Here is a 15,712-nt window from a genome sequence, read left to right on the forward strand (position 1 = left end):
CCGGCGATGGCGGCCTTGAATCCTGCGTTGGACTCACGGGCCTCATCGCCGGCAAGCCGGCTCCTACAGGGCGATGGCGGCCTTGAATCCTGTGGTGGTCTCGCTGGCCTCATCGCCGGCAAGCCGGCTCCTACAGGGCGATGGTGGCCTTGAATCCAGTGGTGGTCTCAGGGCCTCATCGCCGGCGAGCCGGCTCCTACAGCATCGTGGCGCCGGGGCGGCCGGGTTCGACCACGAAGGATTGGAGGGTGGAGAGCGTGGCCAAGGGATCGCGCGGGTCGCTGATCGCGCGCAGGTGGGTGAGCATGCGCTGTTCCTGCAACTCCACCGAGACATACCCCCGCTGGCGACTGTCGAAAAACTTCACATGGGGGTTGAGCGGCAGAATGGCTTTGTACGGCTCATAGGGCGGGCCGTCGGAGGTCACCGATGAACCGACGAACTCGGTAGCCACCACCGGCGAGTCCAAATCATTGGCGTCTGCGTGCAAGTCCGTAACCCAGAACGAATGAATATCGCCGCCCCAGAACACCGGATTCTTCAGAGAGTGCCGCGTAATGGACGCCAGCATGCGCTCACGATTGGCCATGTAGCCGTCCCACCCGTCCGTCCAGCGCCCCGGCTTGTGGTTGGTCAGGTCGCGCTGGATCAACGGGGCGACGAGCAAGTCCTGTGCGATCACGTTCCACTGCGCAGGGGACTCGGCAAAACCTCGGTCCAACCATGCCTCTTGCTCCCAGCCGAGCATCGTGCGGCGAGGGTCACGCAGGTCGGTGCAGCTGTTGTCGGCGATATGCCCCTGGTGGCTGCCATTGGCCAGGATGCACGGTTGCTCGGAGCGGTACTGGCGACCATCCAACACGTGGAATCGCGCCAATCGGCCGTAGTCCAGGCGCCGATAAATACGCATGTCCGGGCCCTTCGGCAGGCTGCTGGCGCGCAGTGGCATATGTTCGTAGAAGGCCTGGTAGGCGGCTGCCCGCTGCTTGAGGAATTGCGCCACCGGGATCTTCGGGTCCTGGGACCAGCGGTTGGCGTAGTCGTTCTGTACTTCGTGATCGTCCCACGTCGCCACACTCGGCGCAGCGGCGTGCAGGGCCTGCAGGTCCGGATCGGTTTTGTACAGGGCATAGCGGTTGCGATAGTCACTCAGGCTCACCGCATTGCCGCTGCCATGGGCGCGGAAAACTTTGCCCGAGTCGGCGGCATAGGAGCTGTCGTAGATATAGTCACCGAGGAAAAACACCAAGTCCGGCTGCTCGGCAGCCAGGTGACGGTAGGCACTGAAGTAACCGCGTTCCCAGTGCGAGCACGACACAAACCCTAACCGCGCCGACACCATCGCCTGCATAGGCGGCGTAGTACACGCACGGCCTACCGGGCTCTGCGCGCCCAGGCCTTCGAATTGGTACCAGTACGGCCGGCCCGCCTCCAGCCCCGCCACTTCCACATGCACCGAATGGGCAAAGCGTTCCGTTGCAGTGGCTTCACCCTGCTTCACAATGCGCGTCATGGCCGCATCGCTGGCCACCCGCCAACGCACCGGCACCGGGCGGCGCAACCCGCCTCGCCCATCATCGGCATTGAACAACGGTGCCAGGCGCGTCCAGATCACAAACCCATCGGGCAACGGGTCACCCGAAGCCACGCCAAGGGTGAAGGGATAGTCGACCCCGGCGCTGCGTGCAAACGGGCTGAGGATCGAGAAAGCCGAAGCAACCGCCAGCCCCGTGAGAACGCGCCGACGGCCATGGTCCACCTCGCCGTTCATGTGCGGGCCTCCCAGTCGTCGCGCAGCACAGCGAAACCGAGCAAGTCTTCATACACGCCGTTCTTGAGAAACGCCCCGCGCATGCAACCCTCATAGCGCAGGCCGATTTTTTCCATCACCCGTGCCGATTCCTTGTTGCGACCAAAGCACTGACTGCCCACCCGATGCAGCCCGAGCTGCGTGAACCCGTAACCGGTGACCGCACTCGCCGCTTCAGCAGCAAAGCCCCGGTTTCGACAGCTCGCCGCGACCCAACCACCGAGGTGGCCATAGTGATGCCGCGCATTCAGACGCAAGCTGACGATGCCGATCAATTCGCCACTTTCCCGCAGGTGCATCCCGAGGCTGAGCAGGTCGCCTGCACGAAATTTATCCTCCATCGCGCCAATAAAATCTTTTGCCGTTTCCAGCGTGTAGGGCGACGGAATGTTCGCCGTGTTGTCGGCGATTTTCGGCCCGTTGGCGAGGGTGGAAAGGGTCTCGGCCTGGGTCATTTCCAGCGCCCGCAATAGTAGTCGCGGTGTCGCCAAATGAGGCAGTGCGGTCGGCATACAGGGGGGCTCTCGAGATAAATTCTTCAAGAATGTAGCCCCTGTGTGTCAATTGCATTACGTCATAAAACTGCAAGGTAAATTGTCTGAAAGACGCGTCCTAGAGCCCTCAAAACGTCAATTAAAGTTAACCAATCGGTCATTTTTGGTTGTTAGCGTGTCGCCCCTAATTCAACGACGGGGTAGCGGAATGAGAACCTGGGATGAACCCAAGAAGCGCAAGGCACACATCGAATTGATCCCGATGATCGACGTGATGATGTTCCTCCTGGTGTTTTTCGTACTCGTGAGCTTGAACGTGATTCCGGCCCTCGGCATGAAGACGCAACTGCCCAGCGCGAGCAGTTCGCAGCAGCTCAAACCACAGAACAAATTCATCCTGACGTTGGGCCTGGAAGGCCAACTGCAACTCGACGGCAAGGACCTCACAGTCGATGCCCTGGTACCGGCGTTGAAGGCCGCCGAGAAGCCCGATACCAAGTCGACGATCATCGTCAATAGTGACAAGGGCGTGGAAGTGTCGCGCCTGGTGGAAGTGATGGACACCCTGCGCCTGGGTGGCTTCACCTCCGTGTCCATTGCCACGCGTAAGTCCTGATCATGTACGTCCTGTTTCGTGCGCGTCAGCTGCTGGGCAGTGTCCCGGCCCTGATCGCCCTGGTGCTGATTGCACTGGGTATCCAGTCCCAGACCTTGAAGGTCGAACCCAAGTACGACGAGTCGGCGGTCGAGCTGGCGTTGGTCGAGCCCGAGCCGGAAGTGATCCCGGAACCGGTGGTGGAACAAGAGCCGCCCCCGCCGGTAATCGAGGACGAAGAGGCCGAGCCGGCCCCGCCGCCACCACCGCCCAAGCCGCAGCCAAAACCCAAGCCTGAGCCCAAGCCAAAACCTGTGCCCAAGCCCGTGGTCACCAAGCCAACCCCAACACCGACGCCGCCACCGGTGGCCGCCAAACCGGCCCCCGCCGCCGTGGCCCAGGCCGCGCCGACACCCGCACCACCCGCGCCGCCGAAGGTCGACGGACAGGCGCTGGAAGGCGGTTACCTCAAGGGGCTGCGCAACGAGTTAGACACCTACAAGCAGTACCCCACCGGGCGCCAGGCCTCCCTCGAACGCCCCAGCGGCGAAGTGGTGATCTGGCTGCTGGTGGACCGCCAGGGTCGCGTTCTGGACTCCGGCTTGCAAACCCAGGCCTCGAGCATGTTGCTCAACCGGGCCGCCACCAACAGCTTGCGTCGTATCAAGCAAGTCAAGCCGTTCCCCGAGCAAGCCTTCGGGGGGCGCAATGAGCAGCGCTTCACCGCCACCTTCAACTACAGCGTGCAATAAGCACCCGACACCAGGACGACAGTGATGAGGTTCACACGGATTCATCTGGCACTCGTTGCCGCAAGCATGGGCCATGGAATGGTCATGGCCGACACCAGCGACAGCGACGTCGGGACTATTGGGGTTCAGGGCAAGGCCACGGCAGGTGGCGGCTACATGGTGCAGGAAGAAAGCATCAAGGGCCGCTCCACCGTGACCAAGGAAGCGCTGGATAAGCAGACCGCCACCGGTAACGCGATCGACAAGCTCAAGTACACCCCGGGCCTGAACATCTCCAGCGAAGACAACACCGGCCTGTCGGGCTTCCGCTTCACCATGCGCGGGCTCAACTCCGACCAGGTGGGGATGTCGGTAGACGGCATGCCGATCAACGACTCCGGCAACTACGCGCTGTACTCCAACCTGCTGGGCGACCCGGAAAACATCGAGCAGATCTTCGTCACCCAAGGCTCGGCAGAAGCCGACGGCCCGCACATCGGTTCCAGCGGCGGCAACATCGGCATCGTGACCATTCGCCCGACCAAGGAAACCGGCGCGTTCGTCAAACAGGTCATGGGCAGCAACGCTACCCGCAAGACCTTTGCCCGCCTCAACAGCGGCGAGATCAACGGCCTGAGCAACTGGCTGTCGGTGTCCCATACCGAAGGTGACATGTGGCGCGGCTCGGGCGCCGTGCGGGCGGACAAGGTGGAGTGGAACAGCTTCTTCGACGCCGGCAACGGCAACACCGCCAACCTGATCCTCAAGTACCACGAGCAGGACAACAACAGTTACAGCCAGCTCACCAAGGGCCAGTTCCAGCAGAACGGCCGCAAGTACGACCCGTACCCTGCCACGCCGACCGTGGGCAGCAACGGCAAGGTCAACAGCTACTACGCCCTGGCGCAGAACCCGTTCCAGACCTTCACGGGGGTGCTCAATACCCAATTCAAACTGGCTGACAACCTGGCGTTGTCGGTGATCCCATATTACTACTGGGGCAACGGCAGCGGCGTGGGCTCGAACAGCTACGCGCTGAACCGCGGCTCCAACGCGGGCGGCGTGTTCGACTTGAGCAACCTGCCGACCGCGGCGCAGTACAACGCCGACGGTTCCTCAACCACCGGCGTGTACTACCGCCCTTCCCGCACCCAGACCTGGCGCCCGGGCATCACCACCAAGCTGAACTGGGACCTGGAAGAACACAGCCTGCAATTCGGCTACTGGTATGAGCGTGCGCGCCAAAGCCAGACCCAACCGTTCATTGCCCTCAAGAGCAACGGCAAGCCAACCGACACCTGGCCAGACGGCAACGCCGTGGTCGATGCCAACGGCAACACCGTGCAGGGTCGCGACCGCTTCACCGTCACCCCGGCGCAAAAAGTCTGGGCCCAGGACACCTGGTACATCAACCCGGACTGGACCCTGGTGGCGGGCCTCGCCTACATGAACGTCGAGCGTGACGGCACCAACCACGGCAGCCTCACCGAGCAGGCCGAGAAGCGTAACCAGACCTACAACAAGCTGCTGCCGAACGTCGGCCTCAAGTACCAGCTGGATGAGCGTGACCAGTTGTTCTACAGCCTGTCGCGCAACATGCGTATCCCGCAGAACTACGTGCTGTACGACAAAGGTGCCGGCTCGATCGACGCCAAGCCGGAAACCAGCTGGAACCATGAGCTGGGCTGGCGCTACACCGATGAAGACATGACCGTGGCCGCCACCTTGTTCTACATGCAGTTCAAGGATCGCCAGGTGTCGTCCAAAGACATCAACGGCGACTTCGCCGACATCAACGCCGGCTCGGTCAACAACAGCGGCCTGGAGCTGGAATGGAGCGGCCTGCTGCCCAACCATTTCAACTACTACACCTCCTACACCTACACCAAGGCCGAGCAACAAGATGACCTGACCGTCTACAACGCCGGCAAAGCCATCCTGTTGCCCACCAGCGGCAAGCAGTTCGCCAACGTGCCGAAAAACATGCTGGCCGCCAACATCGGCTACGACGACGGGCGCTTCTACGGCACCTTCGGCGGCAAGTACACCAGCAAGCTCTACGGCGACCTGACCAACGACGAGGCGATCTCCGGGCGCACCGTTTTCAACGCCGGAGCCGGTATCTACCTGCCGGTGGACAAGAAGGTGGTCAAGGACGCGACCCTGCGCCTGAACGTCGACAACCTGTTCGACAAGAAGTACCTGGACGGCGTGTACACCACCAAGACCAACTCGGCCACCTACGGCGGTTTCCGCGACGGCGACCCGGCGTACATCGTGGGCCTGGAACGCACCGTGACGGTTTCCCTGGAAGCCAATTTCTAACTGCGAGGTAAGTGAACATGGACATGAATGTGCTCCACGACATCACGTTTTATGTGATGTATGCCGCGATGGCCATCGCGATCTTTATCACCATCGAGCGCGGAATTTTCTTCGCCTATGTGCGCCGCCAGGCACGCGCCTTGACCGAGGTGCTGGGCGCCAACGTGCACAGCGAACGCGACTTGCCGGAAAGCTTGACCCGTCGCGACAGCCTGCCGTTGACCATGGTGCTGCCGGTGCTGGCCCAAAAAGCCACCCACGGCTCGCGCAAAGACCTGGATGACGTGATCGAAACCCAGTACCTGACCACTCGCGCGCCGCTGGCTCGCAGCCTGTGGATCATCGAAACCATCACCACCGCCGCCCCGCTGCTGGGGTTGCTGGGGACCATCCTGGGCATCATCGACACCTTCAAGGCACTGGCCAGTGCCGGCGTGTCCGACCCGGGCCAGATCTCCGGTGGTATCGGTACGGCCTTGTTCGCCACCGGCCTGGGGATCGCCATCGCGCTGTTCTGCGTGGTGTTCCACAACTTCTTCCAGGACAGCCTGGAGCGCATCAACGATCAGCTGAAAATCCTGCTGATCCGCGCAGCCACCGGCGCCCGTGTGCAGGGTGAAGTCCCGCACCTGGTACCGACCCCGCTGCACAGCCGCACCGCGTAATGATTCGGGCGGGCGCGCAATGCGCCCGCCATTTTTTACGAAGAGATCCCTATGCCCATTCCCTTGAAATTGCGTATCGCAGGCCTTGCCGGTTTGCTCCTCAGTCCGCTTGCCCAGGCGGACTTTTCAATTGCGGGTTTTGAACTGGTGCACACCGTGCCCGTGGACACCGCGCTGGGTACCGCTGATTTGCGTCAACCGGGGCCGGTGTGGATCGAGCTGTTCGACGGTGCCAAAACCTCCATCGACATCGGCCAGTTCTACGCGGCCGATCACCCGGGTTCGGTGATGGACAAGGTGATCGAACACCTGGAAGCCGCAGGCAAACGCGGTGTGAAGATTCGCTTTTTGCTGGAAGAAAAAGGCATCAAGCTGTCGGAAGCCTCCACCCTGGAACGCTTGCGCGCGATCCCCAACCTGACCTTTCGCGTACTGCCTTATGGGCAACTGAGCGGCGGCATCATCCACGCCAAGTACATGGTGGTGGATGGCAAGCAGGCGTTTATCGGCAGCCAGAATTTCGACTGGCGCTCACTGGAACACATCCACGAAACCGGCCTGCGCATCAGCGACGTCAGCGTGGTCGGCCAGGTACAGGCGATCTTCAATCAGGACTGGAACGCCCAGGCTGCCCTGACAGAGCACAAGCCCGTGCCACTGCCAGCAAAAGGCGCAGAACCAGCACGCACCGGCAACTACCTGGTCGCCAGCCCGCAACGCTACAACCCGCCGGGCGTGGGTGACTCACAGCTGGAACTGCCACGCTTGCTGGGCGAGGCGAAAAAAGAGGTGCGCGTGCAATTGCTCGACTATGCACCGCTGTCCTACGGACCCGACCGGACACGTCCCTACTACGCGGTGATCGATAATGCCGTGCGTGCGGCGGCGGCGCGGGGGGTGTCGATCAAGCTGATGGTGTCCAACTGGAACACCGACAAGCTGGAACTGCCCTACCTCAAAAGCCTGGCCGTGCTGCCCAACGTGCAGGTCAAAATCGTCACCCTGCCCGAAGCCAAGCAAGGCTTTATTCCGTATGCACGGGTGATCCACAGCAAGACGATGGAGATCGACGGGCAAGTGGCGTGGGTGGGCACCAGTAACTGGCTGGGTGGGTATCTGGATAACTCGCGCAACCTGGAAGTGGTGATGCGCAGTGAAGCGATGGCCAAGCGTATCGGCGAATTGCATGAGCAATTGTGGGATGGGCCCTACGCCAGCGCCTTGAACGTGACCGAGGAGTACCCAGAGCCCCATCCTGGCCAGCCTTGACCCAGCCCTCCCCCTGTAAGAGCTGGCTTGCCAGCGAAAATAGCCCAGGCACCACAATTAGCCAGGCAGTGCGCATCATCGTTAAAGGTCATCGCCGGCAAGCCGGCTCCTACAGGTCCGTGGGCAGGCGCTCGCTCGTGGAAAAAAGAGGTGGTAGTGTGTGGAAATGTTTCTGACAGATTGATCAGAAATTTCCCACTCACTACCTGCAAAGGAATGCATCTCTCCATGCACTTTCCACTCAAGAAACTGGTGGCGGCTACCCTGCTCGCGACCAGCCTGTCGACTCTGTCCAACGCGGCCTTTGCCAACATTACCCCAGAGCAAAGCGCGCAGATTCTGCAGCAGTTCAACGAAACATCGGTCAGCGATTTCCGTGGTTTCCTCGGCGCTCTGGCCAAGGGCGACTTGGGAAAAACCAGCGACGTGGGCCCGGCAATCAATGGGTTCCTCGGCAACCAGACGCTGAACACCGACCAGCAGAACGAAATCAACCGCCTGCTGGGCATCTACACGCGGGTGAAGTACGGCAAGGCCGCCACCGAGACCCTGCGCGAGCTGGTGGAAATCCCGACGTTCAACATTGAAGGCGTGCCGCAGTACAAAAACCCGGAATTCCTCAAGATCGCCGCCAAGATCCAGGAACTGGCAAAGGCCTTCAACCTGAACTTCCGCAACATCGACAACCGCGTGTATGAAATTTCCCTGGAAGGCAGCGGCGATGAAGTGGTGGGCATCCACGCCCACGCCGACGTGGTACCGGTGACGCCGGAAAACTGGGTGCTCAAAGACGGCACCAAGCTCGACCCGTTCAAGGTCACGCTGATCGGCGACCGCATGTATGGCCGTGGCACCGAGGATGACAAGAACGGCATCGTGGTGGCGATGTACGCCATGAAGGTGATCAAGGAAGAAAAGCTGCCGCTGGCGCGCACGTTCAAACTGCTGGTGGACACCACCGAAGAAACCAACGGCGACGCGATCCCCTACTACTTCGAACACAACCCGACGCCGCAGTACAACCTGGCGCTGGACGGTGGCTACCCGGTGGTCATCGCCGAAAAAGGCTACGGCACGGTCATGGCCACCTTCCCGGTGCGCAAAGGCGAAGGCAAAGGCGCAGAAATCATTTCGATGACCGGCGGCATGGCCACCAACCAGATTCCCTCGGTGTCGGTGGCGACCCTGCTCAGCGACAAGCCGACCGAGCTGGCTGCCAGCCTGCAAAAGGCCGGCGCCGAGTATGCCAAGCACAATGGCGGTAACTTCCAGGTAGACGCCAAAGTGGTCGGCAAAGAGGTCAAGCTGACGGTCACGGGCGTCTCGGCGCACTCTTCGGAACCGGAAGCCGGCATCAACCCCGTCGCCCGGATGCTGGGCCTGATCGACAGCCTCGAGGGCAAGGTGGCGCTCAAGCACAACCACATCACCGATGCGGCGCGCTATGCCGCCGACAACTGGGGCCTGGACTACCTGGGTAATAAACTGGGGGTGGGTTTCTCCGATGCCTTCATGGGGCCGCTGACCACTTCGCTGACGTTTGTCGGCCAGGATGACAAAGCCTTCAAGCTGGCGGTCAACCTGCGTGTGCCTAAAGGCAAATCGCCGGAAAAACTCAAGGCCGAGATTGCCGACAAACTCAGTGCCTGGGACAAGAAAACAAAGGTGGCAGTGGGCTTCACTTACTCCGTTGCCGAACCGATGTACCGCAACCCGGAAGGCGAGTGGGTGAAGGCCTTGCTGGCAGTGGCCAGCGAGAACCTGGGCATGAAGCACGAGTTTGGCACCTCGGCCGGCGCGACCTCCGTGCATGAGCTGCCCAACGGCGTGCAGTTCGGCCTGGCACGGCCGGAAGTGAAGTACACCGGGCACACCGACAGCGAGTTCAAGACCGTCGACCAGTTCCTGTTGGACCTGCAGATTGTCACCGAAATGATGGGGCGTGTCGGGCAGTTGCCTAAGCTCTAACCCATAGGACCCGCCGACCTGGCGGGTCCTTTTTCACCGCATCCTATCCGTTCGGACAGTTACCACGCGGCGTCTGCGTACGTACCCTGCCCTCTGACTCTGTCGGAGGAAATGCAATGTCTTTGCTCAACGCAGTCGAACGCGCTTGTCATCGCCTCGCCTCCCACGGGTGGCGCGACCTCTTACTGCTCCACGGTCTGGATATAACATCGGGCACGCTGCGCGAAGCGCTCGCCAGTCCTCTGCCAGTCAATCGGATGTGGCCGGGTTTTGAAGACTTTTCCGACAGCGGAATGCGCGGTATTGAACCCGGAAATCCCGCTGAGAGCCTGCTGTTTCACGCATTCGCCTCGCCCCACGTGAGCACCGGCGTCAACGGTGAAACACTCACCGCCTTCCCCACCGCAGCCGAAATCGAACAGGTCCTCGATTACGTCTACGGAGCCGTTCCCCCCAGCCTGGAAACATTGAGACAGCAGGCGGGTGATGCGCCGCTGGCATTGGTCGTGTTCGCATATGAGTACCGCCCCCAGCCGGAAACCGTGCACCGACGTCAGGCGGACCTGTGTTTTTCACGCACGGGGATCGCCAGGGTCGGTACCGCCGATGCGCTTTACGACTCGCAACGAAGAGGGTTTTTGCCATTCGTCGAGGGGCAACCCCATCAGATGCGCGTTATCCCGGCCCGCTATGGCGCCTTTATTGCGTTCAAGCATGTTGGCCAGCCAGCGCAGTTTGGCCCGATGAATGCACAACCCATCGATCAGGACCTGGCGTTCTGGGTGCCTCTGCACAAAGTGTTTGAAGGCTCTGAATGCCTGGAGGGAAAGGACCTGAGCGTGAGATTGGAGAATCACCAGATCAATGAAAAAATCGGACAGATTCATCGGCGCTTTCGCAATACCGGTTGGCAAGAGCCTGACATTCTCAACCCACCCTTCGTGATTACCGAAGGGCTTTCCCACTGGGCGCCTGTCACCCAGTTTGCGCCTGGCTTGCTGGTACCTGAGGCCAAGCCGGCGCTGGTTGAATTGGCTTACTACCAAGGAGTCCCGCTGTCGTTCATGATGCCGCCGGGTACCGGTGGCTTGGTACACGGGCGTCATCATGTGCGCGACGACGGCTCCGTCGAAGACCTCAACCTGTTGCCGGATGTGGATGCGAGGGTCAAGGCAGGCGGCTACCGCGCCCTGCACTATCAGGATGCCATGGCTGATGGCTGGGTGCGCGCGGACTGCCCGGAACTGGCACTGGACAGTGTTGCGGCCTACTCCATCATCGGCGCACCGGATTTTTTCCCGCTGTGCGGGCAACGCGAGCTCAAGGAATGGTCCAGCGACCCCGAGGTTTTCCCCTGCCCTGCACCGCCCTGCCCGGAGGTGTGGCATACGCGGGTCAACCCGCTCTCTGACGTACGCTTCTACGTCAATCAATCCCTTGCAGGAAACTATTTCAGCCCTGAAGACCGCAGCGTCACCGCCATTGTCTCTCACCCACAGACGTACACCGCGCCCCGCCAGCCCATGAAAACGCAACAAGCCCACCGGCAATCCTGGCTACCGGATTTTGCCAGCGGTGTTTTCGGCCCAGGCTGGGAGATCGGTCGTGGCTTGGTGGATGCGCCCTTTACCAACGTGCTGTGTGGTTACCAATTGGCCAGCCCGTTTACCGAGGATGCCCGTATCTGTGCCGCACTGGGATCCTATTGGCCAGGTGTGGCGCCCGACTCGACACGTACATTCGAACCCCGCAGCGTTTCGGCTTCGGTGATTCCGCTGACAGACAGCGAAATTGGCCTGCGCGGCAGCTCGGGCTGGGATGGTCGCAGTGGGCCGACATTGATCGAGGTAGAAGGTCGACGACTGGTCCAATACCAGGCCTATGAGTACAGCGACTACACACAAGCCGCATTGGCCGGTCAGCTGTCGCTGGCGATGACGGGGCGCACCAGTACTGAGCAGTATCATCTGCGGGTCCTTGGAATGCGGCGAGCTTATCAGGCGGTTGGCGCCGGATCAGACAAGGAACTGCGAAAGAACTGGCCCCTGCTGTCATTTTCCCTGGTGCAACGACCAGACATAGCCTTCGAGGCAGCCCAGCAGGAAGCCAATTTTTGGCTGGAGGGTGAGGTGCAGCATTTCTGGCTGTACAAACATGGCGCCATCACTGCCCCCTCGGATAACTTCACACTTCGCCATGTGGAAATAAACCGTCAGGTCCAACTCTATATAAGCCAGGACGCCATGCTTATCAATGAGGATGGAGGCCCTTGGCGACAGGCCGATGAATCATTTTGATGTTGTCGTAATGGGGGCCGGACCGGCAGGCACTGCTGCTGCGATCCATTGTGCACAGCGAGGACTGCGGGTCGCGCTGCTGGAAAAAAGCCATTTCCCCCGGCACAGGCCGGGGGAAACATTGCACCCTGGCGTTGAACCCTTACTGAATCAATTAGGTGTGGAGGTCCCGTTTGATCTGGCGACCTTGCGACACCCGGGTCATTGGGTTCATTGGGATGGGCCACCCAGGTTCCAATCGTTTGGCGACACCTGGCTGGGCTTTCAGATTTCACGCGACAGGCTTGACCATCGATTGCTTGAGCAGGCGCGTACGTTGGGCGTCCAGATCACCCACACACCCCAGCGTTTGCACGTCCTGCTACAACACTCGCGCGTCATGGGTGTGCAGACAGGCACCACGCAATGGAGGGCGCATTACGTGCTGGATGCCACCGGGCGCCATCGCTGGCTGCAACGACAATTGCGTCTGCCTTCGCAGCGCTTTTCACCCCGCCTGATTGCACGATACGGCTACTGCCAGGACGACCGTCTGCAGGATGATGCCTTAGGGTTGTTTGCTCACTCAGGTGGCTGGCACTGGATCGCCAGAATCGGCCGTCATTGCCTGCACTGGACACAATTGGATTTTGCCGAAGCCGACACACCCCGGGGCATCCCCAGTGTAGTAGATCAACTGGCAACGATCGGCCCGACTCGCGGGGCGGACGTTTCCTGGCGACGCTGTGGCAAGGCTGCCGGACCCGGATACTTCATAGCCGGCGATGCCGTTGCAACCCTGGACCCTTGCGCTTCACATGGCGTGATCAAGGCCTTGATAGGCGGCATGCAAGCCGCCGCGGCGATTGCTGATTGTTTGTCCTGGCCAACGGGCGAACCGGTTGTGCAGGCGGCCTACGAAGCGTGGGTACAGGCAGAGTTCGAACGCGACAAGCTCGCCGTGCAACGTTTTTATCAAGCCCATCCCTATTCACCGTGCTGGCTATAAGCCCGGTGCGAGGCCGCCCCGCTCCACCAGCGCCAGTTCAGGGAATTCGAACAACAACGCCTTGTTGCCCCTGCCAATATGCTCCATCACCGCCAGCGTAATGTACTCGCGCACCATCCCGGTTGAGACGAAATACATGGCCCAGGCCTGCTCAGGTGTGCAGTGGCCAATCTGTTCTTCTATTTCCTTGTACGCTTTGTAGTCGTCCGGCTCCAAGCCGCGTGGGCAATCGCCTCGGCGCATGATTCTTCCCTCCCTGGAATGTCTTGAAGCCGGCACAACGTGTGAAACACAGATCAGGTGCCGCTTTTTACCTTGGTCCAGACACGCGTGCGGATACGTTCCAACTTCAAGGGCAAAGGTTCCAATGGGACGAGTTCGGCGATGGTCTTTTTGTCGGGGTAGATCCACGGGTTGTCGCGCAGCTTCTGCTCGACGAATTCGGTGGCGTCCTTGTTGGCGTTGGGGTACAGCGTGTGGTTCGAGCTCTTGGCAATTACCTGCGGCTCAAGCATGTAGTTGATGAAAGCCATACCTTGCTTGGAGTGCGGGGCATCCTTGAGCAGTACGAAGTTCTCCGACCAGACCAGCGCGCCTTCGTGAGGCAGGCTGTAGGCAATGGTGCGGCCGGTGTTGTTCTTCTCGTTGAGGGCTTGCGCCGCCAGTGCACCGTTGGCCCAGCCGACGACGGCGCAGATGTTGCCGTCCGCCAGGTCGGCATCGATTCGCGATGAGTCGAAGTAGACGATGTAAGGGCGGATTTTCAGCAGCAGCGCCTGGGCCTTTTGGTAGTCCTCGGGGTTCTGGCTATTGCTGGGCAACCCCAGGTAATGCAGGGCGATCGAAATGATCTCGCTCGGCGAGTCGAGCATGGCCACGCCACACGACTTGAGCTTGCTGATGTTTTCTTCCTTGAAGATCAGGTCCCAGCTGTTCACCGGCGCATTTTCGCCCAGCGCAGCCTTGACCTTGTCGACGTCATAACCGATGCCGGTGGTGCCCCACAGGTACGGCACGGCGTAAAGGTTGCCAGGGTCGTTGGCCTCCAGCAGCTTGAGCATGTCGGGGTCGATGTGGGAGTAATTGCTCAGCTGCTTGCGGTCCAGCGGCTGGAGGACGCCGGCCTTGATCAGGCCAGGCAAGGTGTTGGAGGTGGCGACGACGACGTCATACCCGGTGCGCCCGGCCATGACTTTGCTTTGCATGATCTCGGCACTGTCGAACGGGTCCATGTGCAGCCGCGAACCGGTCTTCTGCTCGAACTGCTTTGGGGTTTCCGGAGCGAGCAGGCCGAACCAGTTGTACAGGTACACACCAGGCGCTGCGGCCTGTGTCGCTGTACTGGTGCCAACAGCAAGGAGCGAGGCCAAAAAAATGGCTCGCAAATGTGATTTACTCATATGACTATCCTTGTCAAAACGGTAGGCCCTCATGGCCTTCATTCGCTCGCTGGTGAATATACCGGGCATCGTTGAATAGTAAATACCTACAAATACTTACCTTTGACCTGAAAATCCCTAACCCTAAAGGGGTAGAAAATGTCGCTCGACCTTCATAACCTGGCCTGGCATCGATCAGCGGGGAAGCTGATCATGCAGTTGAATCGCCCAGCCTTCTGGAGCTCGCTGATTCGTGTACTGAATGAATATGTGCAGATCGACAACTGGGTGGTCGTGGTGTTCAGCGACCAGCAAGTGCAAGTCATCTGCCTGCCGGAAGTGGTGGATTCCGAAGAAATCGACGCCTTTATTCATCGCTATATAAAAGGGCTGTACCTGCTGGACCCATTTTATATCGCCAACCGGGAAAACCCGCAGACCGGCTTTTTTCACCTGCTGGACATCGCGCCGGAACACTTCCTGACCACCGAGTACTACCACCAGTATTTCGCGCAATACATCACTGTCGATGAAGCGCAGTACAACGTGCAGCTCGACGCCGACCGGACGCTGTGCATTTCGCTGGGCAGCAACGTGCGCTTCACTCAGGAACAGATCACGATCCTGGACATCATCAAGCCGTGGGTCACGGCCTTGATGCATCAGCGCATGAGCTTTGAAAGAGAAGTGGAAAAAAATCTCAGCGAACCACCGGCGTGGTCGGAAACGATTGTGCAGTTGGGCACGCAGGTCACCGCCCGCGAGAAGGATGTGCTCAAGTTGCTGTTGAGTGGTTTCTCCAACAAAGAGATTGCTGGCAAGTTGTCGCTGTCGGCGGAAACCATCAAGGTTCATCGGCGCAATATCTACAACAAACTGAACATCAAGTCGCAGTCCGAGTTGTTTGCCCGATTCTTCATGCCCAAGCAGGAGACCCATGTATTGAATTGAGTTCTGCGGCCCTGGGCCGCCGAAACAATAAAACGCGCGCAAACAAAAACGCCGATCATCACTGATCGGCGTTTTTATTGAATATGGAGCGGGAAACGAGACTCGAACTCGCGACCCCGACCTTGGCAAGGTCGTGCTCTACCAACTGAGCTATTCCCGCAAATGGCGTCCCCTAGGGGACTCGAACCCCTGTTACCGCCGTGAAAGGGCGGTGTCCTAGGCCACTAGACGAAGGGGACA

The 15,712-nt window shown here is 60.2% G+C and carries 13 protein-coding genes and 2 tRNA genes; 9 read left to right on the forward strand and 6 right to left on the reverse strand.

Features of this window, described 5'->3' with window-relative positions; genetic code table 11:
• Positions 1-196: 196 nt before the first annotated feature.
• On the reverse strand, positions 197-1,771 hold the full coding sequence (locus AC07SU_RS29980; protein WP_494999156.1) for an alkaline phosphatase D family protein: 1,575 nt from the start codon (positions 1,769-1,771) through the stop codon (positions 197-199).
• Positions 1,768-2,322, reverse strand: a complete 555-nt coding sequence (locus AC07SU_RS29985) for a GNAT family N-acetyltransferase (RefSeq protein WP_494999157.1) — start codon at positions 2,320-2,322, stop codon at positions 1,768-1,770. Before AC07SU_RS29985 ends, AC07SU_RS29980 begins: the two co-directional genes overlap by 4 nt.
• Before the next feature lie 190 nt (positions 2,323-2,512).
• Between AC07SU_RS29985 and AC07SU_RS29990 the strand changes: the two genes are divergently transcribed.
• From AC07SU_RS29990 to AC07SU_RS30025, 8 genes are all read left to right on the forward strand, one after another.
• The gene (locus AC07SU_RS29990) at positions 2,513-2,920 is read left to right on the forward strand and encodes an ExbD/TolR family protein (protein WP_005786670.1); all 408 of its coding nucleotides are present in this window, start codon (positions 2,513-2,515) and stop codon (positions 2,918-2,920) included.
• A gap of 2 nt (positions 2,921-2,922) precedes the next feature.
• Entirely contained in the window at positions 2,923-3,651 is a 729-nt protein-coding gene (locus tag AC07SU_RS29995; protein ID WP_494999158.1) for an energy transducer TonB family protein, read from the forward strand.
• Positions 3,652-3,675: 24 nt separating this feature from the next.
• Positions 3,676-5,955: a TonB-dependent receptor gene (locus AC07SU_RS30000; protein ID WP_176996455.1), complete on the forward strand. Its 2,280-nt coding sequence runs from the start codon at positions 3,676-3,678 to the stop codon at positions 5,953-5,955.
• A 17-nt stretch (positions 5,956-5,972) separates the two neighbouring features.
• Complete coding sequence (locus AC07SU_RS30005) at positions 5,973-6,620, forward strand: MotA/TolQ/ExbB proton channel family protein (protein ID WP_176996456.1); 648 nt, start codon at positions 5,973-5,975, stop codon at positions 6,618-6,620.
• A gap of 51 nt (positions 6,621-6,671) precedes the next feature.
• Positions 6,672-7,889, forward strand: coding sequence for a phospholipase D-like domain-containing protein (locus AC07SU_RS30010; protein ID WP_494999159.1), 1,218 nt, complete (start codon positions 6,672-6,674; stop codon positions 7,887-7,889).
• A gap of 228 nt (positions 7,890-8,117) precedes the next feature.
• Complete coding sequence (locus AC07SU_RS30015) at positions 8,118-9,857, forward strand: dipeptidase (protein WP_494999160.1); 1,740 nt, start codon at positions 8,118-8,120, stop codon at positions 9,855-9,857.
• Positions 9,858-9,973: 116 nt separating this feature from the next.
• Positions 9,974-12,154: a hypothetical protein gene (locus tag AC07SU_RS30020; RefSeq protein WP_494999161.1), complete on the forward strand. Its 2,181-nt coding sequence runs from the start codon at positions 9,974-9,976 to the stop codon at positions 12,152-12,154.
• Complete coding sequence (locus AC07SU_RS30025) at positions 12,141-13,142, forward strand: NAD(P)/FAD-dependent oxidoreductase (RefSeq protein WP_494999162.1); 1,002 nt, start codon at positions 12,141-12,143, stop codon at positions 13,140-13,142. Before AC07SU_RS30020 ends, AC07SU_RS30025 begins: the two co-directional genes overlap by 14 nt.
• Here AC07SU_RS30025 and AC07SU_RS30030 read toward each other — a convergent pair.
• Positions 13,137-13,385: a hypothetical protein gene (locus tag AC07SU_RS30030; protein ID WP_494999163.1), complete on the reverse strand. Its 249-nt coding sequence runs from the start codon at positions 13,383-13,385 to the stop codon at positions 13,137-13,139. The genes AC07SU_RS30025 and AC07SU_RS30030 overlap by 6 nt on opposite strands.
• A gap of 53 nt (positions 13,386-13,438) precedes the next feature.
• Positions 13,439-14,542, reverse strand: a complete 1,104-nt coding sequence (locus tag AC07SU_RS30035; protein WP_494999164.1) for an extracellular solute-binding protein — start codon at positions 14,540-14,542, stop codon at positions 13,439-13,441.
• 138 nt (positions 14,543-14,680) lie between these two features.
• Between AC07SU_RS30035 and AC07SU_RS30040 the strand changes: the two genes are divergently transcribed.
• Positions 14,681-15,472, forward strand: a complete 792-nt coding sequence (locus AC07SU_RS30040; RefSeq protein ID WP_494999165.1) for a response regulator transcription factor — start codon at positions 14,681-14,683, stop codon at positions 15,470-15,472.
• Positions 15,473-15,556: 84 nt separating this feature from the next.
• On the opposite strand, the gene AC07SU_RS30045 is transcribed toward AC07SU_RS30040, so the two are convergent.
• A tRNA-Gly gene (locus tag AC07SU_RS30045) sits at positions 15,557-15,632 on the reverse strand.
• 3 nt (positions 15,633-15,635) lie between these two features.
• Positions 15,636-15,711 (reverse strand) — tRNA-Glu (locus AC07SU_RS30050).
• Position 15,712: the final 1 nt, after the last annotated feature.

This window comes from Pseudomonas sp. GW821-FHT05H12 (assembly GCF_059419385.1).

What these genes read in the sequence shown, in the direction of transcription:
- AC07SU_RS30005 (WP_176996456.1), top strand. Translation starts at nt 5,973, where the DNA reads ATGGACATGAATGTGCTCCACGACATCACGTTTTATGTGATGTATGCC.
- AC07SU_RS30000 (WP_176996455.1), top strand. Translation starts at nt 3,676, where the DNA reads ATGAGGTTCACACGGATTCATCTGGCACTCGTTGCCGCAAGCATGGGC.
- AC07SU_RS29990 (WP_005786670.1), top strand. Translation starts at nt 2,513, where the DNA reads ATGAGAACCTGGGATGAACCCAAGAAGCGCAAGGCACACATCGAATTG.
- AC07SU_RS30035 (WP_494999164.1), bottom strand. Translation starts at nt 14,542, where the DNA reads ATGAGTAAATCACATTTGCGAGCCATTTTTTTGGCCTCGCTCCTTGCT.
- AC07SU_RS30015 (WP_494999160.1), top strand. Translation starts at nt 8,118, where the DNA reads ATGCACTTTCCACTCAAGAAACTGGTGGCGGCTACCCTGCTCGCGACC.
- AC07SU_RS29985 (WP_494999157.1), bottom strand. Translation starts at nt 2,322, where the DNA reads ATGCCGACCGCACTGCCTCATTTGGCGACACCGCGACTACTATTGCGG.
- AC07SU_RS30020 (WP_494999161.1), top strand. Translation starts at nt 9,974, where the DNA reads ATGTCTTTGCTCAACGCAGTCGAACGCGCTTGTCATCGCCTCGCCTCC.
- AC07SU_RS30010 (WP_494999159.1), top strand. Translation starts at nt 6,672, where the DNA reads ATGCCCATTCCCTTGAAATTGCGTATCGCAGGCCTTGCCGGTTTGCTC.
- AC07SU_RS30025 (WP_494999162.1), top strand. Translation starts at nt 12,141, where the DNA reads ATGAATCATTTTGATGTTGTCGTAATGGGGGCCGGACCGGCAGGCACT.
- AC07SU_RS30030 (WP_494999163.1), bottom strand. Translation starts at nt 13,385, where the DNA reads ATGCGCCGAGGCGATTGCCCACGCGGCTTGGAGCCGGACGACTACAAA.
- AC07SU_RS30040 (WP_494999165.1), top strand. Translation starts at nt 14,681, where the DNA reads ATGTCGCTCGACCTTCATAACCTGGCCTGGCATCGATCAGCGGGGAAG.
- AC07SU_RS29980 (WP_494999156.1), bottom strand. Translation starts at nt 1,771, where the DNA reads ATGAACGGCGAGGTGGACCATGGCCGTCGGCGCGTTCTCACGGGGCTG.
- AC07SU_RS29995 (WP_494999158.1), top strand. Translation starts at nt 2,923, where the DNA reads ATGTACGTCCTGTTTCGTGCGCGTCAGCTGCTGGGCAGTGTCCCGGCC.